The following is an 18,028-nucleotide window of genomic DNA, read 5'->3' as shown; positions in this document are numbered from 1 at the left end:
GACCGGTCCGCGCCGTGAACGGCTACCGTGTTCGGGTGCACCCCCGCCTGCCCGAACGTCTCGCCATGTGCGTGGTCGCCGCCGTCGCCACGGTCCTGAACGTGCTGCTGAAGCTGCCGTGCACGGTCCCGGGGCCACCGGACGTGCCACGTGGTGCCTTCGTGTCACGGTACGGCTGCTGGTCGGACGTGGCCGCGCTGTGGAACTCACGGCAGCTCGTCGGGCACGTGTTCCCCTACGTCACCGGGTCCCAGCTCGGCAACGGCACCGTCGAGTACCCGACGCTGACGGGCGTCTGGGTCTGGTTGACCGCGCTGCCCGTCGGCTCGGCGCACGGCTTCCTGCTGGTGACGGGCGCGGTCGCCGGCGTCCTCGCGGTCGTCGTGACCCTGCTGCTGGTGCGCGTCGCCGGTCGTCGCGCCTGGATCTGGGCGGCCACACCCCCGCTCGCGCTGTACGCCGCGTACAACTGGGACCTGCTGGCCGTCGTCTGCACGGTCGCCGGGCTGGTCGTGATGCTCCGCCCGCCGTCGTCGTGGTCGACCACCACGCGGTACGCCGTCGCCGGGTTGGCCTTCGGGCTCGGGGGCGCGTTCAAGCTCTACCCGCTGATGTTCCTGGCACCGCTGGCGATCGCCGCGCTGCTCGACCAGGACGCCGTGCTGCGCGTCCGCGTCCGGCGGACCGTCGCCGCCCTGGGCTCCGGGGTCGGGGTCGTGCTCGCCGCGAACGTGCCCTTCGTCCTGGTCAACGCCCCCGGCTGGCTGTCGGTGTTCACGTTCCAGGCGTCCCGACCGATCGGCGCGTCGACGATGTCGGTCTGGTACTACGGTCTGCTCCCCTGGTCCGCCGACCTGGACGGACCGGCCCAGCAGGCGATGGGCACCATGTCGACCCTGGCGACGGCCCTCGGCATCATCGCCGTGCTCGTGGTCACGGTCGTGCTCGCCCGGCGCCGTGGCAGCGCACCGTGGGTGCAGTCCGCCGCCGCGCTGCTGGCCGTCTACATGGTCTGCAACAAGGTCGCCTCGCCGCAGTACGTCCTGTGGCTGCTGCCGTTCCTCGTCGTCGTGCGGATCTCCGGGTGGTGGATCGGGGCGTACCTGGTCGCCGACGTCTGCGCCGTCGTGGGGTTCTTCCGGAACACCTACTACCAGGCGATCGGCGCCGGCACGGACACCTGGGCGTACCAGGCGATGACGGTGGGCATCTGGGGTCGGGCGGCACTGCTCGTGGTGTTCGTGGTGTTCTTCCTCAGGTCGACGGTCGTGACACGGCCACCAGGCCCCAATACACTGCCGGTGGCCGTCAGGGGGACGGTCGTGACCGAAGGAACGCCATGACGCGTCTGCTCCACAGCTCCGCCGTCCGCCCGCTCGTCACCGCCGTCGTCGCGGTCGTGCTCGTCGCCCTGGCCGTCCTGGCGGGCCCACCGGCACCGGCGCACGCGGCGGCACCGTCGACCGGCCGGTACGTCCCGCTCGACACGTCCCGGGTCTTCGCCGGCACCGTCGGCACGACGCCCCGGGTCGTCCCCGTCGCCGGGACCGGTGGCGTGCCGGCGAACGCGACGGCCGTCGTGGTGAACGTCGAGGTCGCGAACCCGACCGCAGCCGGGTACGTCCGCGTGACCGCCGCTGGGACCGACGCCCAGGTCGCGACGCAGGAGTTCGGCGCCGGGCAGAGCATCTCGAACCTGGCGACGGTCAAGCTCGCTCAGGGCGGCGTCCAGCTGAAGCTCTCCGCGGGCTCCGCCACCGTGTTCCTCGACGTCTCCGGGTACTACGTCGACGGAGACGGGGCGACCTACACGCCCGTCGCCGCGTCCCGTGTGTTCCGGCAGCAGGTCGGCACGAGCCCGGTCGCGGTCCCGCTCGCCGGTGCCGGTGGCATCCCCGACGACGCCACCGCCGTGGCCGTGAACACGCAGGTCGAGGCCACCACGGCCAACGGCTACGTCCGTGTCACCCCGGCCGGTCAGGACCCTGCCGTGGCCGCCCAGGTGTACACCGCCGGCGCAGCCGTCTCGAACCTCGTCATCGTGAAGCTCGTGGGCGGTGCGGCACAGGTGAAGGTGTCGGCCGGCACCGCGGTCGTGTCGATGGACGTGACGGGCTACTACAGCGACTCGGACACGGGCTCGGTGTTCGTCCCGATCGACACCACCCGCGCGTACGCCGGTCCGGTGACGACGACGCCACGCAGCATCCGCCTCACCGGCACCGCGGGCGTGCCCGGCACGGCCACCGCGGTCGTGGCCAACGCCGAGACCGAGAAGACGACCTCGGGCGGGTACCTCCGCATCACCCCGGCGGGCACCGACGCCCAGGTCGCGACGCAGGTGTTCCGCGCCGGCCAGGCGATCTCGAACCTCACGATGACCGGCGTCACCGGCAGCACGGCGGACCGCCGGGTGCAGGCGAAGGTCTCCGCGGGCTCGGCCACCCTCGACCTGGACGTCTCCGGGTACTTCATGGACGGCTCCACCGGCGCCGGGACCGGCGCCGACGTGTCGTGGCCGCAGTGCGACGCCCCCTCCTCGTGGCCCGCCGACGCGGCCTTCGGGATCGTGGGCGTGAACGACGGCATCGCGAACACCACGAACCCCTGCTTCGCCGAGCAGCGCGCCTGGGCCGAGCAGACCACCGGCGGTGCCGGGCAGGCGCGCCTGCAGCTGTACGTCAACACCGCGAACCCGGGCAACAAGGCCTCGGTGTGGCCGCGCAGCAACACCGTCCCGAACGGCCCGACGCTCACCGGCAGCCAGAACCCGTACGGTGTGTGCACGGGCGCCTACGACCTCGCGTGCACCTTCATGTACGGCTACACGCGCGCGTACGAGGACGGGACGGTCCGTGGCGTCGCCGACCCGGGCGCCCACCGCTGGTGGCTGGACGCCGAGACGGACGGCACGTGGCAGAGCAGCACCGCGCTCAACCGCGCGAGCCTCGAGGGGATGACCGCGTACTTCACCAGCGTCGGCGGCAGCGTGGGGCTGTACTCGTCGCCTGCCGAGTGGACGCAGCTGTTCGGCTCCGTGCCGCAGTCCAGCTCGCTGTACAGCCTGCCGACCTGGCGTCCGATCGGCACCGGCACGCTGGCCGCAGCGCAGGCTGCGTGCTCGTCCACGCCGTTCACGGCCGGTGGCCGCGTCGAGATGACCCAGTACCAGTCAGCCGGCGTCCTGCGCGACGTCAGCTGCGTGTGAGGACCGGTGGGGTCAGCCGCGGCGGGTGAACCGTCGCTGCAGGCCCCACTGCGTCACGCGCAGCATGGCCTCGGCCACGATGGCCTGACTCATCTTGGAGACCCCGTGCAGGCGGTCGCGGAACCGGATCGGGACCTCGACGATGCGGCCGCCCAGGTCGTGCACCCGCAGCGTCATGTCGACCTGGAAGCAGTACCCCTTGGAGTCGATGGTGTCGAGGGCCATCCGGGCGATGACCTGTGCCCGGTAGACCCGGAACCCGGCGGTGATGTCCCGCACGTCGATCCGCAGCATCCACCGGGCGTAGGCGTTGCCGCCCCGGCTCAGGGCCTGGCGGTACCAGGGCCAGTCGACGACCGATCCCCCGGGGACCCAGCGCGACCCGATCGCGAGCTGCACGTCGGGCTGCGAGCGGACCGCGTCGACGAGCGCGGGCAGCCGATCGGCCGGGTGCGAGCCGTCCGCGTCCATCTCGACGAGCAGCTCGTAGCCGCGTTCCAGACCCCAGCGGAAGCCCGCGACGTAGGCCGTGCCGAGCCCGAGCTTGCCCGTCCGGCGCAGCAGGTGCACGCGGTCGTCGGACGCGGCGATGGCCTGCACCACGTCGCCGGTGCCGTCGGGGCTGGCGTCGTCGACGACCAGCACGTGCGCATCGGGGACCGCGGCGAGCACGAGGGCCAGGGCGTCCGTGATGTTCTCGGCCTCGTCGTACGTCGGGACGATGACCAGGGCGGACGGCACCGTCATCGGGCCGTGCTGTCGTCTGGTCGCTCACGACCCATCGTCTGCCGCGCGACCTCGGACGGGGTGTCACCCTCGGGTGCGGAGTGTTCCGTCAGCAGCCGTCGGACCGTGCCACCGGGTGCCGAGTAGGTCAGGTAGTTCAGACGGCTGGTCTCGCGACGCAACCGGGTGACGCCCTCGAGGATGAAGCCGAGGGTCCACGTCAGGAAGGCGATGACCATGAGCGACGCGGCCAGGAACGCCGTCGGGAACCGGGGCACGAGCCCGGTGCGGCCGAACTCGATGAACAGCGGGATCGCGAGGACGATCGCGACGACGGCGAACACGGCACCGATGAGACCGTGGAACAGCACCGGGCGCTCGAAGCGGATCAGGTGCGCGATCAGCGAGAGGATCTTGAAGCCGTCGCTGTAGGTGTTGAGCTTGGACTCGGTGCCCTCGGCGCGGTCCTTGAAGCCCACCGGGACCTCGGTGTGCGGGACGCGCAGGTTCATCACGTGCACGGTGAGCTCGGTCTCGGTCTCGAACTCGCGCGACAGGGCGGGGAACGACTTCACGAAGCGGCGCGACATCACGCGGTAGCCGCTGAGCATGTCGGAGACGGGCGTGCCGAACAGCTTGCCGACCACACGGTTGAACATCCGGTTGCCGGCTTCGTGACCGGGCCGGTACGCGGTGGCGTTCGGGTCGTCCTGCCGCACGCCGAGGATGTGGTCGTACGGGCCCTCGAGCAGGGTCCTGATCATCTCGGGTGCCGCGGACGCGTCGTAGGTGTCGTCGCCGTCGATCATCAGGTAGACGTCGGCGTCGATGTCGCCGAACGCGCGGCGGATGACGTTGCCCTTGCCCTTGGTGTGCTCGTACCGGACCTCGGCCCCGGCGCGACGGGCTTCCTCGTCCGTGCCGTCGGAGCTGTTGTTGTCGTAGACGTACACGTGGATGCCCGGCACGGCGGCCTTGAGGTCGGTCACGACCTTGTGGATCGCCGGTGCCTCGTTGTGGCAGGGAACGATCGCGGCGATGACGAGGTCGTCGGGAGTCACGGGATAGGGTCCTTCAGTGGTCGCGGATCCGTCGAGCGGCGGGGCCTGCGGTCACGAAACCCCTGCGAGAGATTAACAGTTCCCCGGGTCGACGGCGCTCGCCACCCGGGACGGGAAGGACAGCGTGTCGAACGCATCGGAGTGGTTCCTCGGGCACCTGAAGCGCGGGGGCTCGTTCCTCGTCGTCGGTGGGATCGGCTTCGTCGTCGACGCGGTCGTGTACAACGCCCTGGTGTTCTGGGGCGGACACGGCCCGCTCTTCGCGCTGCCCCTGGTGGGCAAGATCATCGCGATCGCCGTCGCCAGCGTGGTCACCTACTTCGGCAGCCGGCTCTGGACCTACCGGGACCGAGCGGACGCGCAGACCCTCAGGAGCTTCCTGGTGTTCGCCCTGCTCAACGTCGTCGCGATCCTGCTGCAACTCGGCTGCCTCGGGTTCTCCCGCTACGTGCTGCACCTGGACTCACCGCTGGCCGACAACGTCTCGGGCACGCTGATCGGGCAGGGCGTCGCGACCGTGTTCCGCTACTTCGCCTACGGCAAGTTCGTCTTCAAGGACGACAAGGAAGGCGCTGCCGAGGCGGTCGCCGAGATCGTCTGACCCCGGGCAGGAGAGCGCACCGGTCGACCCGGCGCGCTCCCCGCCGTCAGCGCCGGTCGACCCGGTAGATCCAGAGCGACTGCTGCCCCTGGGTCACCTCGCGCACCTCGGAGACGCACTGGTCGGTGACGGGCTGGTCGGAGAGCACGTACTGCACGTTCTGCTGCGCGAACCGGCTGCAGCCGTCGAAGCTCACGCGGATCTGGTCGCGGACCGGCAGTGAGAGCTTCGGCGCGCCGTCACCGTCGAGCCAGTTCACGTTGGCCAGGCGGTTCCAGATCGGTTCGTACCGGCCACTCGGGTCGATCTCGTGCCACATCTCCTCGGGCGGGTAGGTCTGCACGCCGTTGTACGAGTGCGCCCCGGTCTCCAGGAGCATCGCCGTCGGCACGTAGCCGCCGATGCCCACCCAGCGGGCATCCGGCTGCCGGTCGACGATCCGGCTGACGGCCTTGCCCGCCGTCGTCTGCGTCGCCAGGTCGAACACGCCGCGGTACAGCGGGTTGACGCCCCCACCGACCACGACCGCCGCGACGAGCAGCAGCAGGGCGCCCGGGGCGATCCACCGCCGGGCGACCAGCAGGACGCCCACGGCGAGCAGTACGACGACGATTCGCCATGCGTGCGAGGCGCCGAGGACGTTCGAGCCACCGATGCGCAGGCCGATGTAGACGAAGCCGGCGCTCACCAGGACCAGGACCGGGCCGTAGCCGGCGGTCCCCCACGGCACGCGCGAGCGCACGGGTGCACCGACGTCCCCGGTCGGTGCGTCCTCCACCGGACGCGCGCCCACCCCGGCGTCGAGCCGCGCCGCGACGAGCGCCACCGCGACGAGTCCGAGCAGGTCGAACGCCAGCCGGATGCGTGCGTCCGTGCTCCGGTCGAGCAGCAGCAGGTGGGCGACGGCGTCCCAGTGCGGGACCAGCAGGAAGGCGAACAGCACGCCGAGCACGACGACGGTCGCCAGGACCGGCCAGTCCATCGCGCGGCGGCGACGGAGGCCCGCCCACAGGACCCAGAGCAGGGCCGGCAGCAGGAACACCACGACCATCAGGGGTGCAGCGGCCTCGGACTGGTTGACGGACAGGCCGCCGACCGCGCCGTACTGCAGCGACCGCTGGAACGGGCCGCTGAACAGGGAGCCGAGCGCCTCGACGCTCGTCGCCCCGGTCAGCTCGAGGCGCTGCCCGGGGTAGACCGTCCCCAGGACGGCCTTGATCGTGTCGAGCCGTGTGAGGGCCCAGACGCCGATGACGACGACGGCGCCCACGGCGGCGAACGCCAGGGGCACGAGGCTGCGGACCGTGCGCCACCACGTCGTGCCGGGGGTCCGGAGCCGCTCGACCAGGAACCCGACCGCCACGGCGACCAGGACGACCGCCGCCGGGACCATGTACGGCACGTAGATGCTCATGACCATCGTGACCGTCAGGTACCCGGTGACGACCGCCGCGACGACCGCCGGCCAGCGCCGTGACGACCGGAAGGCCCAGAGCACCGCCGTCAACCCCGCGAACGCCCAGGCCACCGGCCAGATCGTCGTCGGCAGGAACCACCACTGGATCATCGGCGACAGGCAGAGCGCGATCGCCAGGAACGCGGCGGTCGCGGGGCGGCGCGGCATCACGGTCACGGCGAAGACGTAGGCCGCGATCAGCGCGGACACCACGGGCAGCCACCAGCGGACCGCCATGCCCTGGTCGAGGGGCAGGAACAGGAAGCCGACGACGTGCGGGCGGAACAGGCTGGACCAGTCCCACGTGGGCAGGTCGTTCTGGATGGTGGCGTCCATCCCGCCGGGGAACGACTGGTTGACGACCGGGAAGCCCTCGCGGACCTGCGAGAGGATCCAGCTCGACTGCACCAGCCACTCGTCGCTGCGGATGCCCTGCGGCCGCCCGGCGAGCAGGTCCGGGTCAGCGCCGCCCGTCCCGAAGGACTGCCAGTACACGCCGCTGGAGTTGCCCGAGACCCCGAGGGCGACGAGCACCACGACGATCAGCAGCGCGACCACCGGGAAGCCGACCAGCACGAGCAGGTTCGGCAGACCTGACGGCCGCGGTGCGACCACGCGCTGCCAGGCGGTCTCCGTCCGCATCCACAACGCGAGCAGACGGTTGTCGGGTCGAGGTCGGTCGACGGTGGGACGGCTCACGCGGTGGGTCTCTCGGTTCGGGGGCGGTGGTCGTCGCCGACCGCCGGCGTCACCGAACGGTGACGACCTGGCAGCCGAGCAACACGTTCTTCCCGGCCCCGACATTTATCGCATACGAGCAGACCGTGTGCGAACCGGCTCGCGCAGCGAAGGACTGGTTGATGCCGTGCGCGGCCCCGGCGGCCGGGTACTTCCGTCCGATGTCCGACCGTGCGGCGTTCGCGGGCCCGGACGCGACGCCCACCCCGTCGAGGTAGGTGTCGACGCGCAGCGCGGTGGCCTGCTGGTCCGGGTCGATCGTCCACCCGTTGACCTGCACACGACCGGCGACGCTCGACGCCGCGTCCATGCCGCCGAACGGCGACGAGCTCGCGCCGATCGTGACGGTGTCGCACCCGAGGGCCTTGTCCGCGCCGCCGGCGACGTTCACCGCGGTGACACAGATGGTGTGCGCTCCGGGACGCAGGTCGTAGACGGCCTTGATCCCGTGGTTCGGACCCGCCGCCGGGTACCGACGACCGACGTCGCCACGCGGGGCGTTCGCGGTCGAGGTGCCGACCTGGACGCCGTCGATCGCGACCCGGACCTGCAGTGCGTTCTTGGTGTCGGGGTCGATCGTCCAGCCGTTCACGGTCGCGGTCGACCCGCTCGTGGTGACGTCCATGCCGCCGAAGGGCGAGGTGTCCGCGACCGTCACGGTGTCGCAGCCGAGCCGTGTGGTCGCGCCCGTCCCGACCATGTTGAAGGCGTAGGCGCAGACCTGGTGCGTGCCGCCGGTCGCGGCGACCGTGGTCGCGATCCCGTGCGCGTCCCCGTAGTTGACGTAGCGGCGGCCGACGTCCGGGCGCGAGGCGTTCGCCGTCGTCCGGCTGGCCATCACGTCGTCGACGTACACGTCCACCACCACGGGCGACGCGGTGTCGGGGTCGATCGTCCACCCGTTCACGGTCACCTGGCCGGCGGTCGCGGACGCCGCGTCCATGCCACCGATCGGCGAACCGCTCATCACGGTCACGGTCTGGCAGGCACCGATCTGGGCGTTCGACCCGGCGCCGATGTTCACGCCGACCGCGCAGATGGAGTGCGTGCCGCCGCCCACGGTCAGCGTGCTCAGGATGCCGTGGTTGTTCCCCGTGCCCGGGTAGCGCCGTCCGACGTCGGGTCGGGACGCGTTCGCGGGCAGGGTGCCGAGGAGCTTGCCGTCGGAGTACCACTGCACTTGCACGGTCTGCGTGCCGGCGTTCGGGTCGAGCGCCCAGCCACCGACCTGCACGTAGCCCGGGCCGAACTGCTTGGCGTCGATGCCGCCGAAGGGGTTGTCGGCGGTCGAGACGCCGAACCAGTCGTTGTACAGCCGCCAGAAGTTCCGGTTGCCGTACGCCGAGCACGAGTCGCCCGAGCCGTAGAGGTTGGTCAGCGCGGCCTGGTTCGGCGTGTAGGGCGTGTAGTAGTACAGCGCCGCGGTGGCCTTGTTCTGGATGTAGACGGTCTTCGTGCCGCAGCCGGCGTTCGGGTTGTACTGCACGGCGCGGTTCGCTCCGGGGCCGAACCACGTGAAGTAGTTGCTGGTGCCGGCGGGGTTGCCGTACCGCTTCCACTGCCACGACGCCCAGAACACCTGGTTGCCGACGCCGCCGTACGCCGGGTCGCAGCCGCCGTTGGCGCTGTCCGGGCAGGCGTAGCCCATCGCGCGGTCCAGCCGACCGGCCGACGGCCCGCGAGCAGTGGAGCCGTTGATGAGCGTCTGCTCCTTCTGGAGCGTGACGATGATGACCTTCGGGTTGATCCCGCACGCGGCACCGACGCGGGCGATGATCTGCGCGGCGGAGAGCGAGGAGCCACCCGTGAGCGCGTTGCACATCGCGTCGGCGCCGTGACTGTTCAGCGAGAAGCGTCCGACGTTCAGGCAGGATGAGTTCGAGCACGTGCCGATCTGCGCGTTCAGGAACGTCTGGATCGCGGACTCGCTCATGCCGGAGCCGTTGTAGAACTCGGAGTCCGGGATGATGTTGCCCGGGTCGAACTGCGATCCGCTCAGGGCGGAGGCCGGTTCCACGGACGCCTGTGGTCCGGCGATCTGGAATCCGACGAGGATGCTCGCGACTGCGAGCACGCTCGCGACGGCGGCGATGGCCTTCTTCACGACGGGGTGCCTCCCTGGGCGGCGACGCGGTGTGGTGAGCACGCGGGCTGTGGGGTGCGGTCGGTCTGGCCCTGTCCGGACCGAGTCACACGAGTCACATCAGGCTACCTGGATCACAGCGATCACACAGCCCCCAAGTGCACCCCCGAACGGGAGGGGCGCCGTGCGTCCGCCGCGGACCGCACCTCGAGCGCCTGGTCGCGCCTGAGTGCCCACTCAGTGTCAGCCCGCCAGGAGCGTTTCGACGCGGCGACGCGCCGCCGCGTCGTGACCGTCGTCGCGCCGGGCGCGACGCGCGCGACGGAGGACGGCAGGGGCCTCCAGGACGAGCCGCCGCCACGCGGCCGGTGCGAGCTGCGCCCGACGCGGCTGCGCCAGGTCGCGCACCATCCGCACCAGGGTGCGGACGACGACCCGCGTGACCAGGGCCGGCGAGCCGTTCCGCACCACGACCGCCAGGCGGTTCCGCATGCTCTGGTACCGGACCAGCGGACCGTTGCTGCCGGAGCTGGCGGCGTGGCGGTGCACCACGACCGCGTCGGGCGCATGCCGGATCTCGTACCCGGCCAGGCGGAGTCGCCACGCGACGTCGAGGTCCTCGTAGTACATGAACAGCGTCGGGTCGAAGCCGCCCACCTCGGCCACCGCAGCGCGGCGCAGGAAGGCGGCGCCACCGGAGAACCCGAAGAGCGGCGCAGACTCCGGGGCGTCGTCGATCGGACGCAGCCAGTCGCGGTCACGGCCGTTGCCCGAGCGGTCGAGCACGACGCCGGTGCCGTTGACCAGTGTCTGTCCCACCTCGGCGCGACGCCACCGACGCCCGTCCCCCGCGACCAGGTCGTCCGGGGCGCGCGAGTCCGACGGCGCGGCGACGAAGCGCCCCTCGAGCACCGCCGTGGCGGCGACGACGGCCACGCCGGGTCCACCCGCGGCGAGGACGGCGAGCCCCCGGTCGAGGAACCCGTGGTCGGCGACGGCGTCGTTGTTCACCAGGACGAGCACCGCACCACTCGACGCGGCGATCCCGCGCTCGACCCCACCGGCGAACCCGGCGTTCGTCGGTTCGGCGACCAGGACGACGTCGGGGTACTCGGCACGGTAGGCGTCGACCGTGGCGTCGTCGGCCTCGTTCACCACGAGCACGACCTCGACGGAGGCGTCGACGCGCTGCGAGAGCACCGAGTCGATCGCGCGGCGGGTGAGGTCCGGCTGGTGCCAGTCGACGATGATGACGGAGAGGTCCACCGGGCCAGTCTCCCAGGCGCGCGCCGGCCGACCGGGACCCCGGCGGTCTGGTCGGTATAGTGGTGCCGCCTTCCGAGGCACCACCGCCTGCCGACGTATGGAGTCCTTCCGTGTCCACTTTCGCGCCCCGCGTGTCCGTCGTCGTCATCAACTTCCGCGGCACCGACGACACGCTCGAGTGCATCGCCCGTCTGAGCGAGGTCGACTGGCCGGCGGACCGGCTCGAGATCGTGGTCGTCGAGAACGGCTCCGGCGACGACAGCGAAGCGCGCCTGCGCGCGGCGCTCGGCGGCCAGGCGAACGTGCGCATCATCGTGTCGCCGGAGAACCTCGGGTTCACCGGCGGCAGCAACCTCGGCGCGCGTGAGGCCACCGGGGACATCGTGGCGTTCCTCAACAACGACGCCAAGCCCGACGTCAACTGGGTGAAGGAGGGCGTCGCCGGGTTCGCGCCGAGCCCCCGCGTCGCTGCCGTCGCCAGCAAGGTGCTGGACTGGGAGGGCAAGACGATCGACTTCGTCGAGTCCGGCCTGAGCTGGTTCGGCATGGGCTACAAGAACCACATCGCCGAGCTCGACGACGGCCGTTTCGACGAGCCGCAGGACCTGCTGTTCGGCACCGGCTCGGCGCTGTTCGTCCGTCGCGACGTCTTCTTGGAGGTGGGCGGCTTCGACGAGGGCCTGTTCATGTTCTACGACGACGTGGACCTGGGCTGGCGCCTCAACCTGCTCGGCTACCGTGTCCGGTTCGCGCCGCGCTCGGTCGTCTACCACAAGCACCACGGCTCGATGAAGTCGTTCGGCGACCACCGCGAGATGTACCTGCTCGAGCGGAACGCCCTGCACCTGCTCTACAAGAACCTGTCGGACGAGAACCTCGGCACCTTCCTGCCGGCAGCCCTGGCGCTGCTGGCGCGTCGCGCGGTCGCCAAGAGCGGGCGCGACTCCGAGGAGTTCGACATCCGCCGGTTCACGGGTGCGCCGGACGAGTTCGACCCGACGACGCCGATGTCCAAGGAAGCCGTCGCGGGGCTGTACGCGCTCGACCAGTTCGTGTCCGACTTGCCGCGGCTGTCCGAAGAGCGCCGCCGGATCCAGGGACAGCGCGTCAAGACCGACAAAGAGGTCTTCCGCCTGTTCGGGGACGCCTTCAAGCCACTGTTCGAGGACGGCTACTTCCTGGAGGGCTACCAGGCCATCATCGAGGCCTTCGACGTCGAACAGCCGATGCACCGCACCCGCGTGCTCGTCATCACCGGCGACGCGCTCGGCGAGAAGATGGCCGGTCCGGGCATGCGCGCGTGGAAGATCGCCGAGGCCCTCAGCGAGCACAACGACGTCCGACTGGTGACCTGGAACGTCGCGAACCGCAAGTCCACCGCCTTCGAGGTGTCCCGCGTGCCGCTGCAGCACGAGCGCGCGATGCGGGAGCACGAGGAGTGGGCCGACGTCATCTTCTTCCAGGGCTACGCCCTGCACCACTTCACGACGCTGCAGCACTCGAACAAGATCATGGTCGTCGACCTGTACGACCCGATGCACCTCGAGCAGCTCGAGCAGGCCCGCGACAACGGCGACGTCGGCTGGCGCAACCAGGTGACCTCGACCACCGACGTCATCAACCGGCAGCTCGAGCGCGGCGACTTCTTCCTCTGCGCGTCCGAGCGGCAGCGCCTGTTCTGGCTCGGACAGCTGGCCGCCGTCGGTCGCGTCAACCCGGACAACTACCTGGCGGACGACAACCTCAACAAGCTCATCGCGATCGCGCCGTTCGGCATGGACTCCACGCCGCCCGAGCACACCCGCAAGGCGATCCGCGGCGTCACGCCCGGCATCGGCGAGGACGACAAGGTCGTCATCTGGGGTGGCGGCATCTACAACTGGTTCGACACCCCGTCGCTCGTCCGCGCGATCGCCAAGGTCGCCGAGACGCACGACGACATCCGGCTCTTCTTCCTGGGTGTCGCGCACCCGAACCCGGACGTGCCGGAGATGGCGATCGTCTCCGAGACCCGCCGGATCAGCGAGCACCTGGGGCTGACGAACAAGCACGTCTTCTTCAACGAGCAGTGGGTCGCCCTCGACGACCGCCAGAACTACCTGCTCGAGGCGGACGCCGGCGTCAGCACCCACTTCGCGCACATCGAGACCACGTTCTCGTTCCGCACCCGCATCCTCGACTACATGTGGGCGAACCTGCCGATCGTCACGACCGACGGCGACAGCTTCGGCGACCTGATCGGTGCCGAGGGCATGGGCGTCGCGGTCAAGGAGCGCGACGTCGACGGACTCGCCGCCGCGCTCGAGTCGATGCTGTACGACCCCGAAGCGGCCCAGGCGGCTCGCGACGCGGTCAGCCGGGTCCGCTCCGACTTCACGTGGGAGCGCGCCCTGGCGCCGCTGGTCGAGTTCTGCAAGGACCCGCACGTGGCCGCCGACCGCGCCCACGACGCCGCCGTGCCGGCCGGATCGCTGTCGGCCGCGAGCCGTCCGCGGGTGGCACTCAGCCCGGCACGGCAGCGTGAGCTGCAGTTCCACCAGATCGCCAACAGTCGTCACGGGATCTCCCGCGACGTGCGCCTCGCCACGTGGTACCTCCGCGAGAACGGCGTCTCGGGGCTGCGGAACAAGGTGCAGAACCGCGTGCGCATCATGCGCGAGAGCAAGAACGGGCGCTGATGCCCCGGTGGCCGTCCCCGGCCGCCGATGTACAGTTGTCCGTCGCCCGCGTCGAACGTAAGGACCCCCTTTGAGCAACATCGTCACCGAGCGGTTCGAGCGCCTCCGGGAAGAACGGATGGTCCCGGCCGGCCGCCCGGCCACCGCCGTCATCGGGTCGATCCGCGAGATCTTCGCCCACCGGCAGCTGCTCGACCTGCTGATCCGCCGCGACCTGAAGTCCCGGTACAAGGACAGTGCGCTCGGCTTCGCCTGGACGCTGATCCGCCCGCTCGTGCAGCTGGCGATCTACTACTTCGTCCTGGGCCAGATCCTCGGCGCGTCGCGCAACATCCCGCAGTTCGCGATCTACGTGTTCTCCGGCCTGACGCTGTACGGGCTGTTCAGCGAGATCGTCGCTGCCGGCACGGCCTCGATCGTGGGCAACGGCGGGCTGATCAAGAAGATCTACCTGCCGCGCGAGATCTACCCGCTCGCCAGTGTGGGTGCTGCGCTGTTCAACTTCGGCGTGCAGCTCGTCGTGCTGCTCGCCGCCGCGATCCTGCAGAGCGGCTTCGCCTGGGTCCGGCTCGACCTGCTGTACTTCTTCCCCGCCACGCTCGTGATCCTGATCTGGGCGACCGCGCTGGCCCTGCTGCTCGCCGCCGCGAACGTGTACCTGCGTGACATGCAGTACCTGGTCGAGGTGCTCGTGCTGCTGCTGATGTGGGGCTCCCCCATCGTCTACGCCTGGCAGATGGTCGCGACGCGCGCCCCCGAGTGGCTGCTCACCCTGTACACGTCCAACCCCATCACGCTGGCGGTGCTCGGCATCCACCGTGCCTTCTGGACCGCCGGGCCCGACGCCGAGTACCCGTCGCACCTGCTGCTGCGCATGGGCGTCGCCGCGCTCGTCGGTCTGGTCGCACTGCTGCTGTGCCAGCGCGTGTTCGCCAAGCTGCAGGGCAACTTCGCCCAGGAGATCTGACCCGATGAGCATCGACAGCAACATCGCCACGCAGGAGACCGCGTCGCCCTTCAAGGACGCCCCCGCCGTCGTCACGGTGAAGAACGTCTCGAAGCGCTTCACGATCCGCAAGGACAACTCGCTCAAGGAACGCATCGTCACGCTTGGCCGCGCCGGTCGCCGCCACAGCGAGGACTTCTGGGCGCTGCGCGACATCAACCTCGACATCCCCGCCGGCACCACGATCGGCCTGCTCGGCCCGAACGGTTCCGGCAAGTCGACGCTGCTGAAGACCATCGGCGGCATCCTCGAGCCGACCACCGGGTCCGTCGAACGCCGTGGCCGCCTGGCCGCGCTCATCGAACTCGGCGCCGGGTTCCACCCCGACCTGACGGGGCGTGAGAACGTCTACCTGAACGCGGCGATCCTCGGCCAGACACAAGAGGAGACCGAGGCCCGGTTCGACGACATCCTGCAGTTCTCGGGCATCGGCGACTTCATCGACACCCAGGTGAAGTTCTACTCGTCCGGCATGTACGTCCGACTGGCCTTCGCGGTCGCGATCAACACCGACCCCGACGTCCTGCTGGTCGACGAGGTCCTGGCCGTCGGCGACGAGCAGTTCCAGAAGAAGTGCCTCGACAAGATCCGCGAGTTCCAGGCGCAGGGTCGCACGATCATCCTGGTGTCGCACTCGCTCGGCCAGGTGCAGGAGCTCTGCGACTCAGCCGTCGTGCTGCACCACGGCGAGGTCAAGTTCCAGGGCTCGGCCCGGCTGGCGGTCAAGAACTTCCGTGAGATCCTCGAGGGCCGTCGCATCGCCGAGGCCGAGGCCGCGCACCCGGAAGAGGACGCCAAGCCCGGCAAGGTCGAGCACGTCACGCTCGAGATCCCCGGTCGCGCCCCCGGCGCCGAACACCACCACGGCGACGACCTGGTCATCCGCGCGACGTTCTCGCACAAGGACGTCCTGCCCGAGTGGCGTGCCGGCATCAAGATCGAGAACCACCTCGGCAACCCCGCGTTCGGCGTCGACAGCCGCCAGACCCAGGTCCGGCACGACCCCCTGCGCGGTTCGGCCACCATCGAGTGGCGCCTGAGCGACCTGCGCCTGGGCGGTGGCCAGTACTTCGTGCACGTGTTCCTGGCGAAGCCGAACGGTGAGCACATCGTCATGGAGCGCGAGGCCGCACGGTTCGTCGTCGCCGACGAGGACACGCAGTCGGGCATCGCCTGGACGAAGAACACCGAGCGACAGGTCAAGGGCTGACGTTGCGGGACCTGCCGGTGCTGGTCGACGCCACGTCGATCCCGCCGAACCGCGGAGGCGTGGCCCGGTACATCTCCGGCCTGCTCACCGGGCTCGCGGAACTCGACGTGCGCGTGCAGGTCGTCGGCAAGGCGGCCGACCTCGACTGGCTCCGCGGGCTCGCACCCGTGCACGGGTACCACGCGGCCCCGGCGTGGACGTCCTCGCGTCCGCTCCGCCTGCTGTGGGAGCAGACCGGCCTGCCCGCCCTGGTGGGGCGGGTCGGGGCGACCACCCTGCACAGCCCGCACTACACGTTCCCGGTGACCCGGGCCTCCCGAACGGTCGTCACCCTGCACGACGCGACGTTCTTCAGCGACCCGGCCGCGCACTCGCGCCTCAAGGTGCTGTTCTTCCGGACCTGGACGCGGCTCGCCCGTCGACGGGCCCGCGCGACCGTGGCCCCGAGCGCGGCGACCGTCCGCGAGCTCGACCGGTTCGCCGGTCGGCCCCGTCGCCCCACCGTCGTCGCGCACCTCGGGGTCGACGCCACCCAGTTCCACGAGCCGAGCGCAGACGAGGTCAGCGCGTTCCGACGGGCCCACGACATCGCGCCGGACACCGAGTGGATCGCCTTCCTGGGCACCGTCGAACCACGCAAGCGCGTCCCCGAGCTCATCGCGGCGCACCGGGCGCTCGACACGGCATCGGGCGCAGCACCCGCACTGTTCGTCGCGGGCGGCCTCGGGTGGGACGACACCGCCGCCGCCGAGCTCCGCACGGCCGGGGACGTGCCCGGCGAACCGCTGCGGTACCTGGGGTACCTGCCGGTCGACGAGCTGCGGGCGTTCCTCGGCGGCTCGCGTGTCGTGGCGTACCCGAGCATCGCCGAGGGCTTCGGGCTGCCGGTGCTCGAGGCGATGGCCTCGGGTGCCGACGTCCTGACCACCGACCGGCTGGCGATCCCCGAGGTCGGCGGCGACGCCGTCACCTACACCGAACCCGACGCCGGACCGATCCGCGCCGCTCTCGAACGCCTGCTCGCCGACGCCCCCGGGGCCCGCGCCGACCGCGTCGGCCGTGCCCGTGCCCGCGCCGCCGGGTTCACGTGGTCCGCCTGCGCGCGCGCCCACCTCGAGGTGTTCGGATGAGCGGCGGCACCGCACGAGCCGCCATCGTCACCGTGACGTACGACTCGGTGGACGTCCTGCCCGCGTTCCTGGCGTCGACCCAGGACGCCAGCGCCGGACGCGTCGACGTCGTCGTCGCCGACAACGACTCCGCCACGGCCGACGAGCTCCGGCAGATCACCGAGGCCGCGTCCGCACGCTTCTACGCGGTCGGGGCGAACCGGGGCTACGGCACCGCGGTGAACCGCGCGGTCGCGACGCTCGACCCCGACGTCGGGTGGGTGCTCGTGTCGAACCCGGACGTCGTGCTCGAACCGCTGGCCCTCGACCGGATGATCGACACCGCCGCGGCGGACCCGAGCATCGGCGCGGTCGGACCACGGTTGCTCGAGCCCTCGGGCGAGGTCTACCCGTCGGCCCGGGCGGTGCCCTCGCTGCGCACCGGACTCGGGCACGCCCTGTTCGCGAACGTCTGGACGAGCAACCCCTGGACCAAGCGGTACCGGCAGGACGGCGACCACTCCGGTCGGCGCGATGCGGGGTGGCTGTCCGGCGCGTGCGTCCTGGTGCGCCGTGACGTGTTCGACCGCCTCGGTGGTTTCGACGAGGACTACTTCATGTACTTCGAGGACGTCGACCTCGGATGGCGCATCGGCCGGGCGGGGCTGCGCAACGTGTACGAGCCCGCCGCCACCGCGATCCACATCGGCGGCACCGCCACACAGGGGTCCTCGGACCGGATGCGCCGCGCGCACCACCACAGCGCGTACCGGTTCCTGGCGCAGAAGTACGCGGCCTGGTGGCTCTGGCCGCTCCGCGCCGTGCTGCGGGTCGCACTCGCCGTGCGCGCCCGCGCCACGCACACGCGCTGACGCGGTAGCGTCGC

At 70.9% G+C, this 18,028-nt stretch carries 13 protein-coding genes; 8 read left to right on the top strand and 5 right to left on the bottom strand.

What is annotated here, in order from left to right:
- Positions 1 to 35: 35 nt before the first annotated feature.
- Together ACLBWP_RS08290 and ACLBWP_RS08285 are read left to right on the top strand one after the other, a co-directional pair.
- The gene (locus tag ACLBWP_RS08290; protein ID WP_447654797.1) at positions 36 to 1,343 is read left to right on the top strand and encodes a hypothetical protein; all 1,308 of its coding nucleotides are present in this window, start codon (positions 36 to 38) and stop codon (positions 1,341 to 1,343) included.
- On the top strand, positions 1,340 to 3,208 hold the full coding sequence (locus ACLBWP_RS08285; RefSeq protein ID WP_447654796.1) for a hypothetical protein: 1,869 nt from the start codon (positions 1,340 to 1,342) through the stop codon (positions 3,206 to 3,208). Before ACLBWP_RS08290 ends, ACLBWP_RS08285 begins: the two co-directional genes overlap by 4 nt.
- Before the next feature lie 12 nt (positions 3,209 to 3,220).
- Here ACLBWP_RS08285 and ACLBWP_RS08280 read toward each other — a convergent pair whose 3' ends face one another.
- Together ACLBWP_RS08280 and ACLBWP_RS08275 are read right to left on the bottom strand one after the other, a co-directional pair.
- The gene (locus ACLBWP_RS08280; protein ID WP_243561548.1) at positions 3,221 to 3,955 is read right to left on the bottom strand and encodes a polyprenol monophosphomannose synthase; all 735 of its coding nucleotides are present in this window, start codon (positions 3,953 to 3,955) and stop codon (positions 3,221 to 3,223) included.
- Positions 3,952 to 4,995 carry a glycosyltransferase family 2 protein gene (locus ACLBWP_RS08275; protein ID WP_243561549.1) on the bottom strand — a complete coding sequence of 348 codons (1,044 nt, stop codon included), beginning with the start codon at positions 4,993 to 4,995 and terminating at the stop codon, positions 3,952 to 3,954. The genes ACLBWP_RS08280 and ACLBWP_RS08275 overlap by 4 nt, the downstream gene beginning before the upstream one ends.
- Positions 4,996 to 5,119: 124 nt before the next feature.
- On the opposite strand from ACLBWP_RS08275, the gene ACLBWP_RS08270 reads away from it, so the two are divergent.
- Positions 5,120 to 5,596, top strand: a complete 477-nt coding sequence (locus ACLBWP_RS08270) for a GtrA family protein (protein ID WP_243561550.1) — start codon at positions 5,120 to 5,122, stop codon at positions 5,594 to 5,596.
- 46 nt (positions 5,597 to 5,642) lie between these two features.
- Here ACLBWP_RS08270 and ACLBWP_RS08265 read toward each other — a convergent pair whose 3' ends face one another.
- From ACLBWP_RS08265 to ACLBWP_RS08255, 3 genes are all read right to left on the bottom strand, one after another.
- Complete coding sequence (locus tag ACLBWP_RS08265; RefSeq protein WP_447654795.1) at positions 5,643 to 7,751, bottom strand: DUF7657 domain-containing protein; 2,109 nt, start codon at positions 7,749 to 7,751, stop codon at positions 5,643 to 5,645.
- A gap of 49 nt (positions 7,752 to 7,800) precedes the next feature.
- Positions 7,801 to 9,894, bottom strand: a complete 2,094-nt coding sequence (locus ACLBWP_RS08260; protein ID WP_243561552.1) for a hypothetical protein — start codon at positions 9,892 to 9,894, stop codon at positions 7,801 to 7,803.
- A gap of 222 nt (positions 9,895 to 10,116) precedes the next feature.
- Positions 10,117 to 11,139, bottom strand: a complete 1,023-nt coding sequence (locus ACLBWP_RS08255; RefSeq protein WP_447654794.1) for a glycosyltransferase family 2 protein — start codon at positions 11,137 to 11,139, stop codon at positions 10,117 to 10,119.
- 110 nt (positions 11,140 to 11,249) lie between these two features.
- Between ACLBWP_RS08255 and ACLBWP_RS08250 the strand changes: the two genes are divergently transcribed.
- The 5 genes from ACLBWP_RS08250 to ACLBWP_RS08230 all read left to right on the top strand — a co-directional run bounded on the left by ACLBWP_RS08250 (position 11,250) and on the right by ACLBWP_RS08230 (position 18,014).
- On the top strand, positions 11,250 to 13,817 hold the full coding sequence (locus ACLBWP_RS08250; RefSeq protein ID WP_447654793.1) for a glycosyltransferase: 2,568 nt from the start codon (positions 11,250 to 11,252) through the stop codon (positions 13,815 to 13,817).
- Between the two features lie 70 nt (positions 13,818 to 13,887).
- The gene (locus tag ACLBWP_RS08245; protein ID WP_447654792.1) at positions 13,888 to 14,784 is read left to right on the top strand and encodes an ABC transporter permease; all 897 of its coding nucleotides are present in this window, start codon (positions 13,888 to 13,890) and stop codon (positions 14,782 to 14,784) included.
- A 4-nt stretch (positions 14,785 to 14,788) separates the two neighbouring features.
- Entirely contained in the window at positions 14,789 to 16,033 is a 1,245-nt protein-coding gene (locus tag ACLBWP_RS08240) for an ABC transporter ATP-binding protein (protein ID WP_447654791.1), read from the top strand.
- A gap of 2 nt (positions 16,034 to 16,035) precedes the next feature.
- Positions 16,036 to 17,163, top strand: coding sequence for a glycosyltransferase family 4 protein (locus ACLBWP_RS08235; RefSeq protein WP_447654790.1), 1,128 nt, complete (start codon positions 16,036 to 16,038; stop codon positions 17,161 to 17,163).
- The gene (locus ACLBWP_RS08230; protein ID WP_447654789.1) at positions 17,160 to 18,014 is read left to right on the top strand and encodes a glycosyltransferase family 2 protein; all 855 of its coding nucleotides are present in this window, start codon (positions 17,160 to 17,162) and stop codon (positions 18,012 to 18,014) included. Before ACLBWP_RS08235 ends, ACLBWP_RS08230 begins: the two co-directional genes overlap by 4 nt.
- Positions 18,015 to 18,028: the final 14 nt, after the last annotated feature.

The sequence above is a fragment of the Microbacterium sp. M1A1_1b genome, assembly GCF_053345565.1.
Note: the sequence above shows the minus strand (reverse complement) of the source record. Positions and strands in the feature narration are given on the sequence as shown.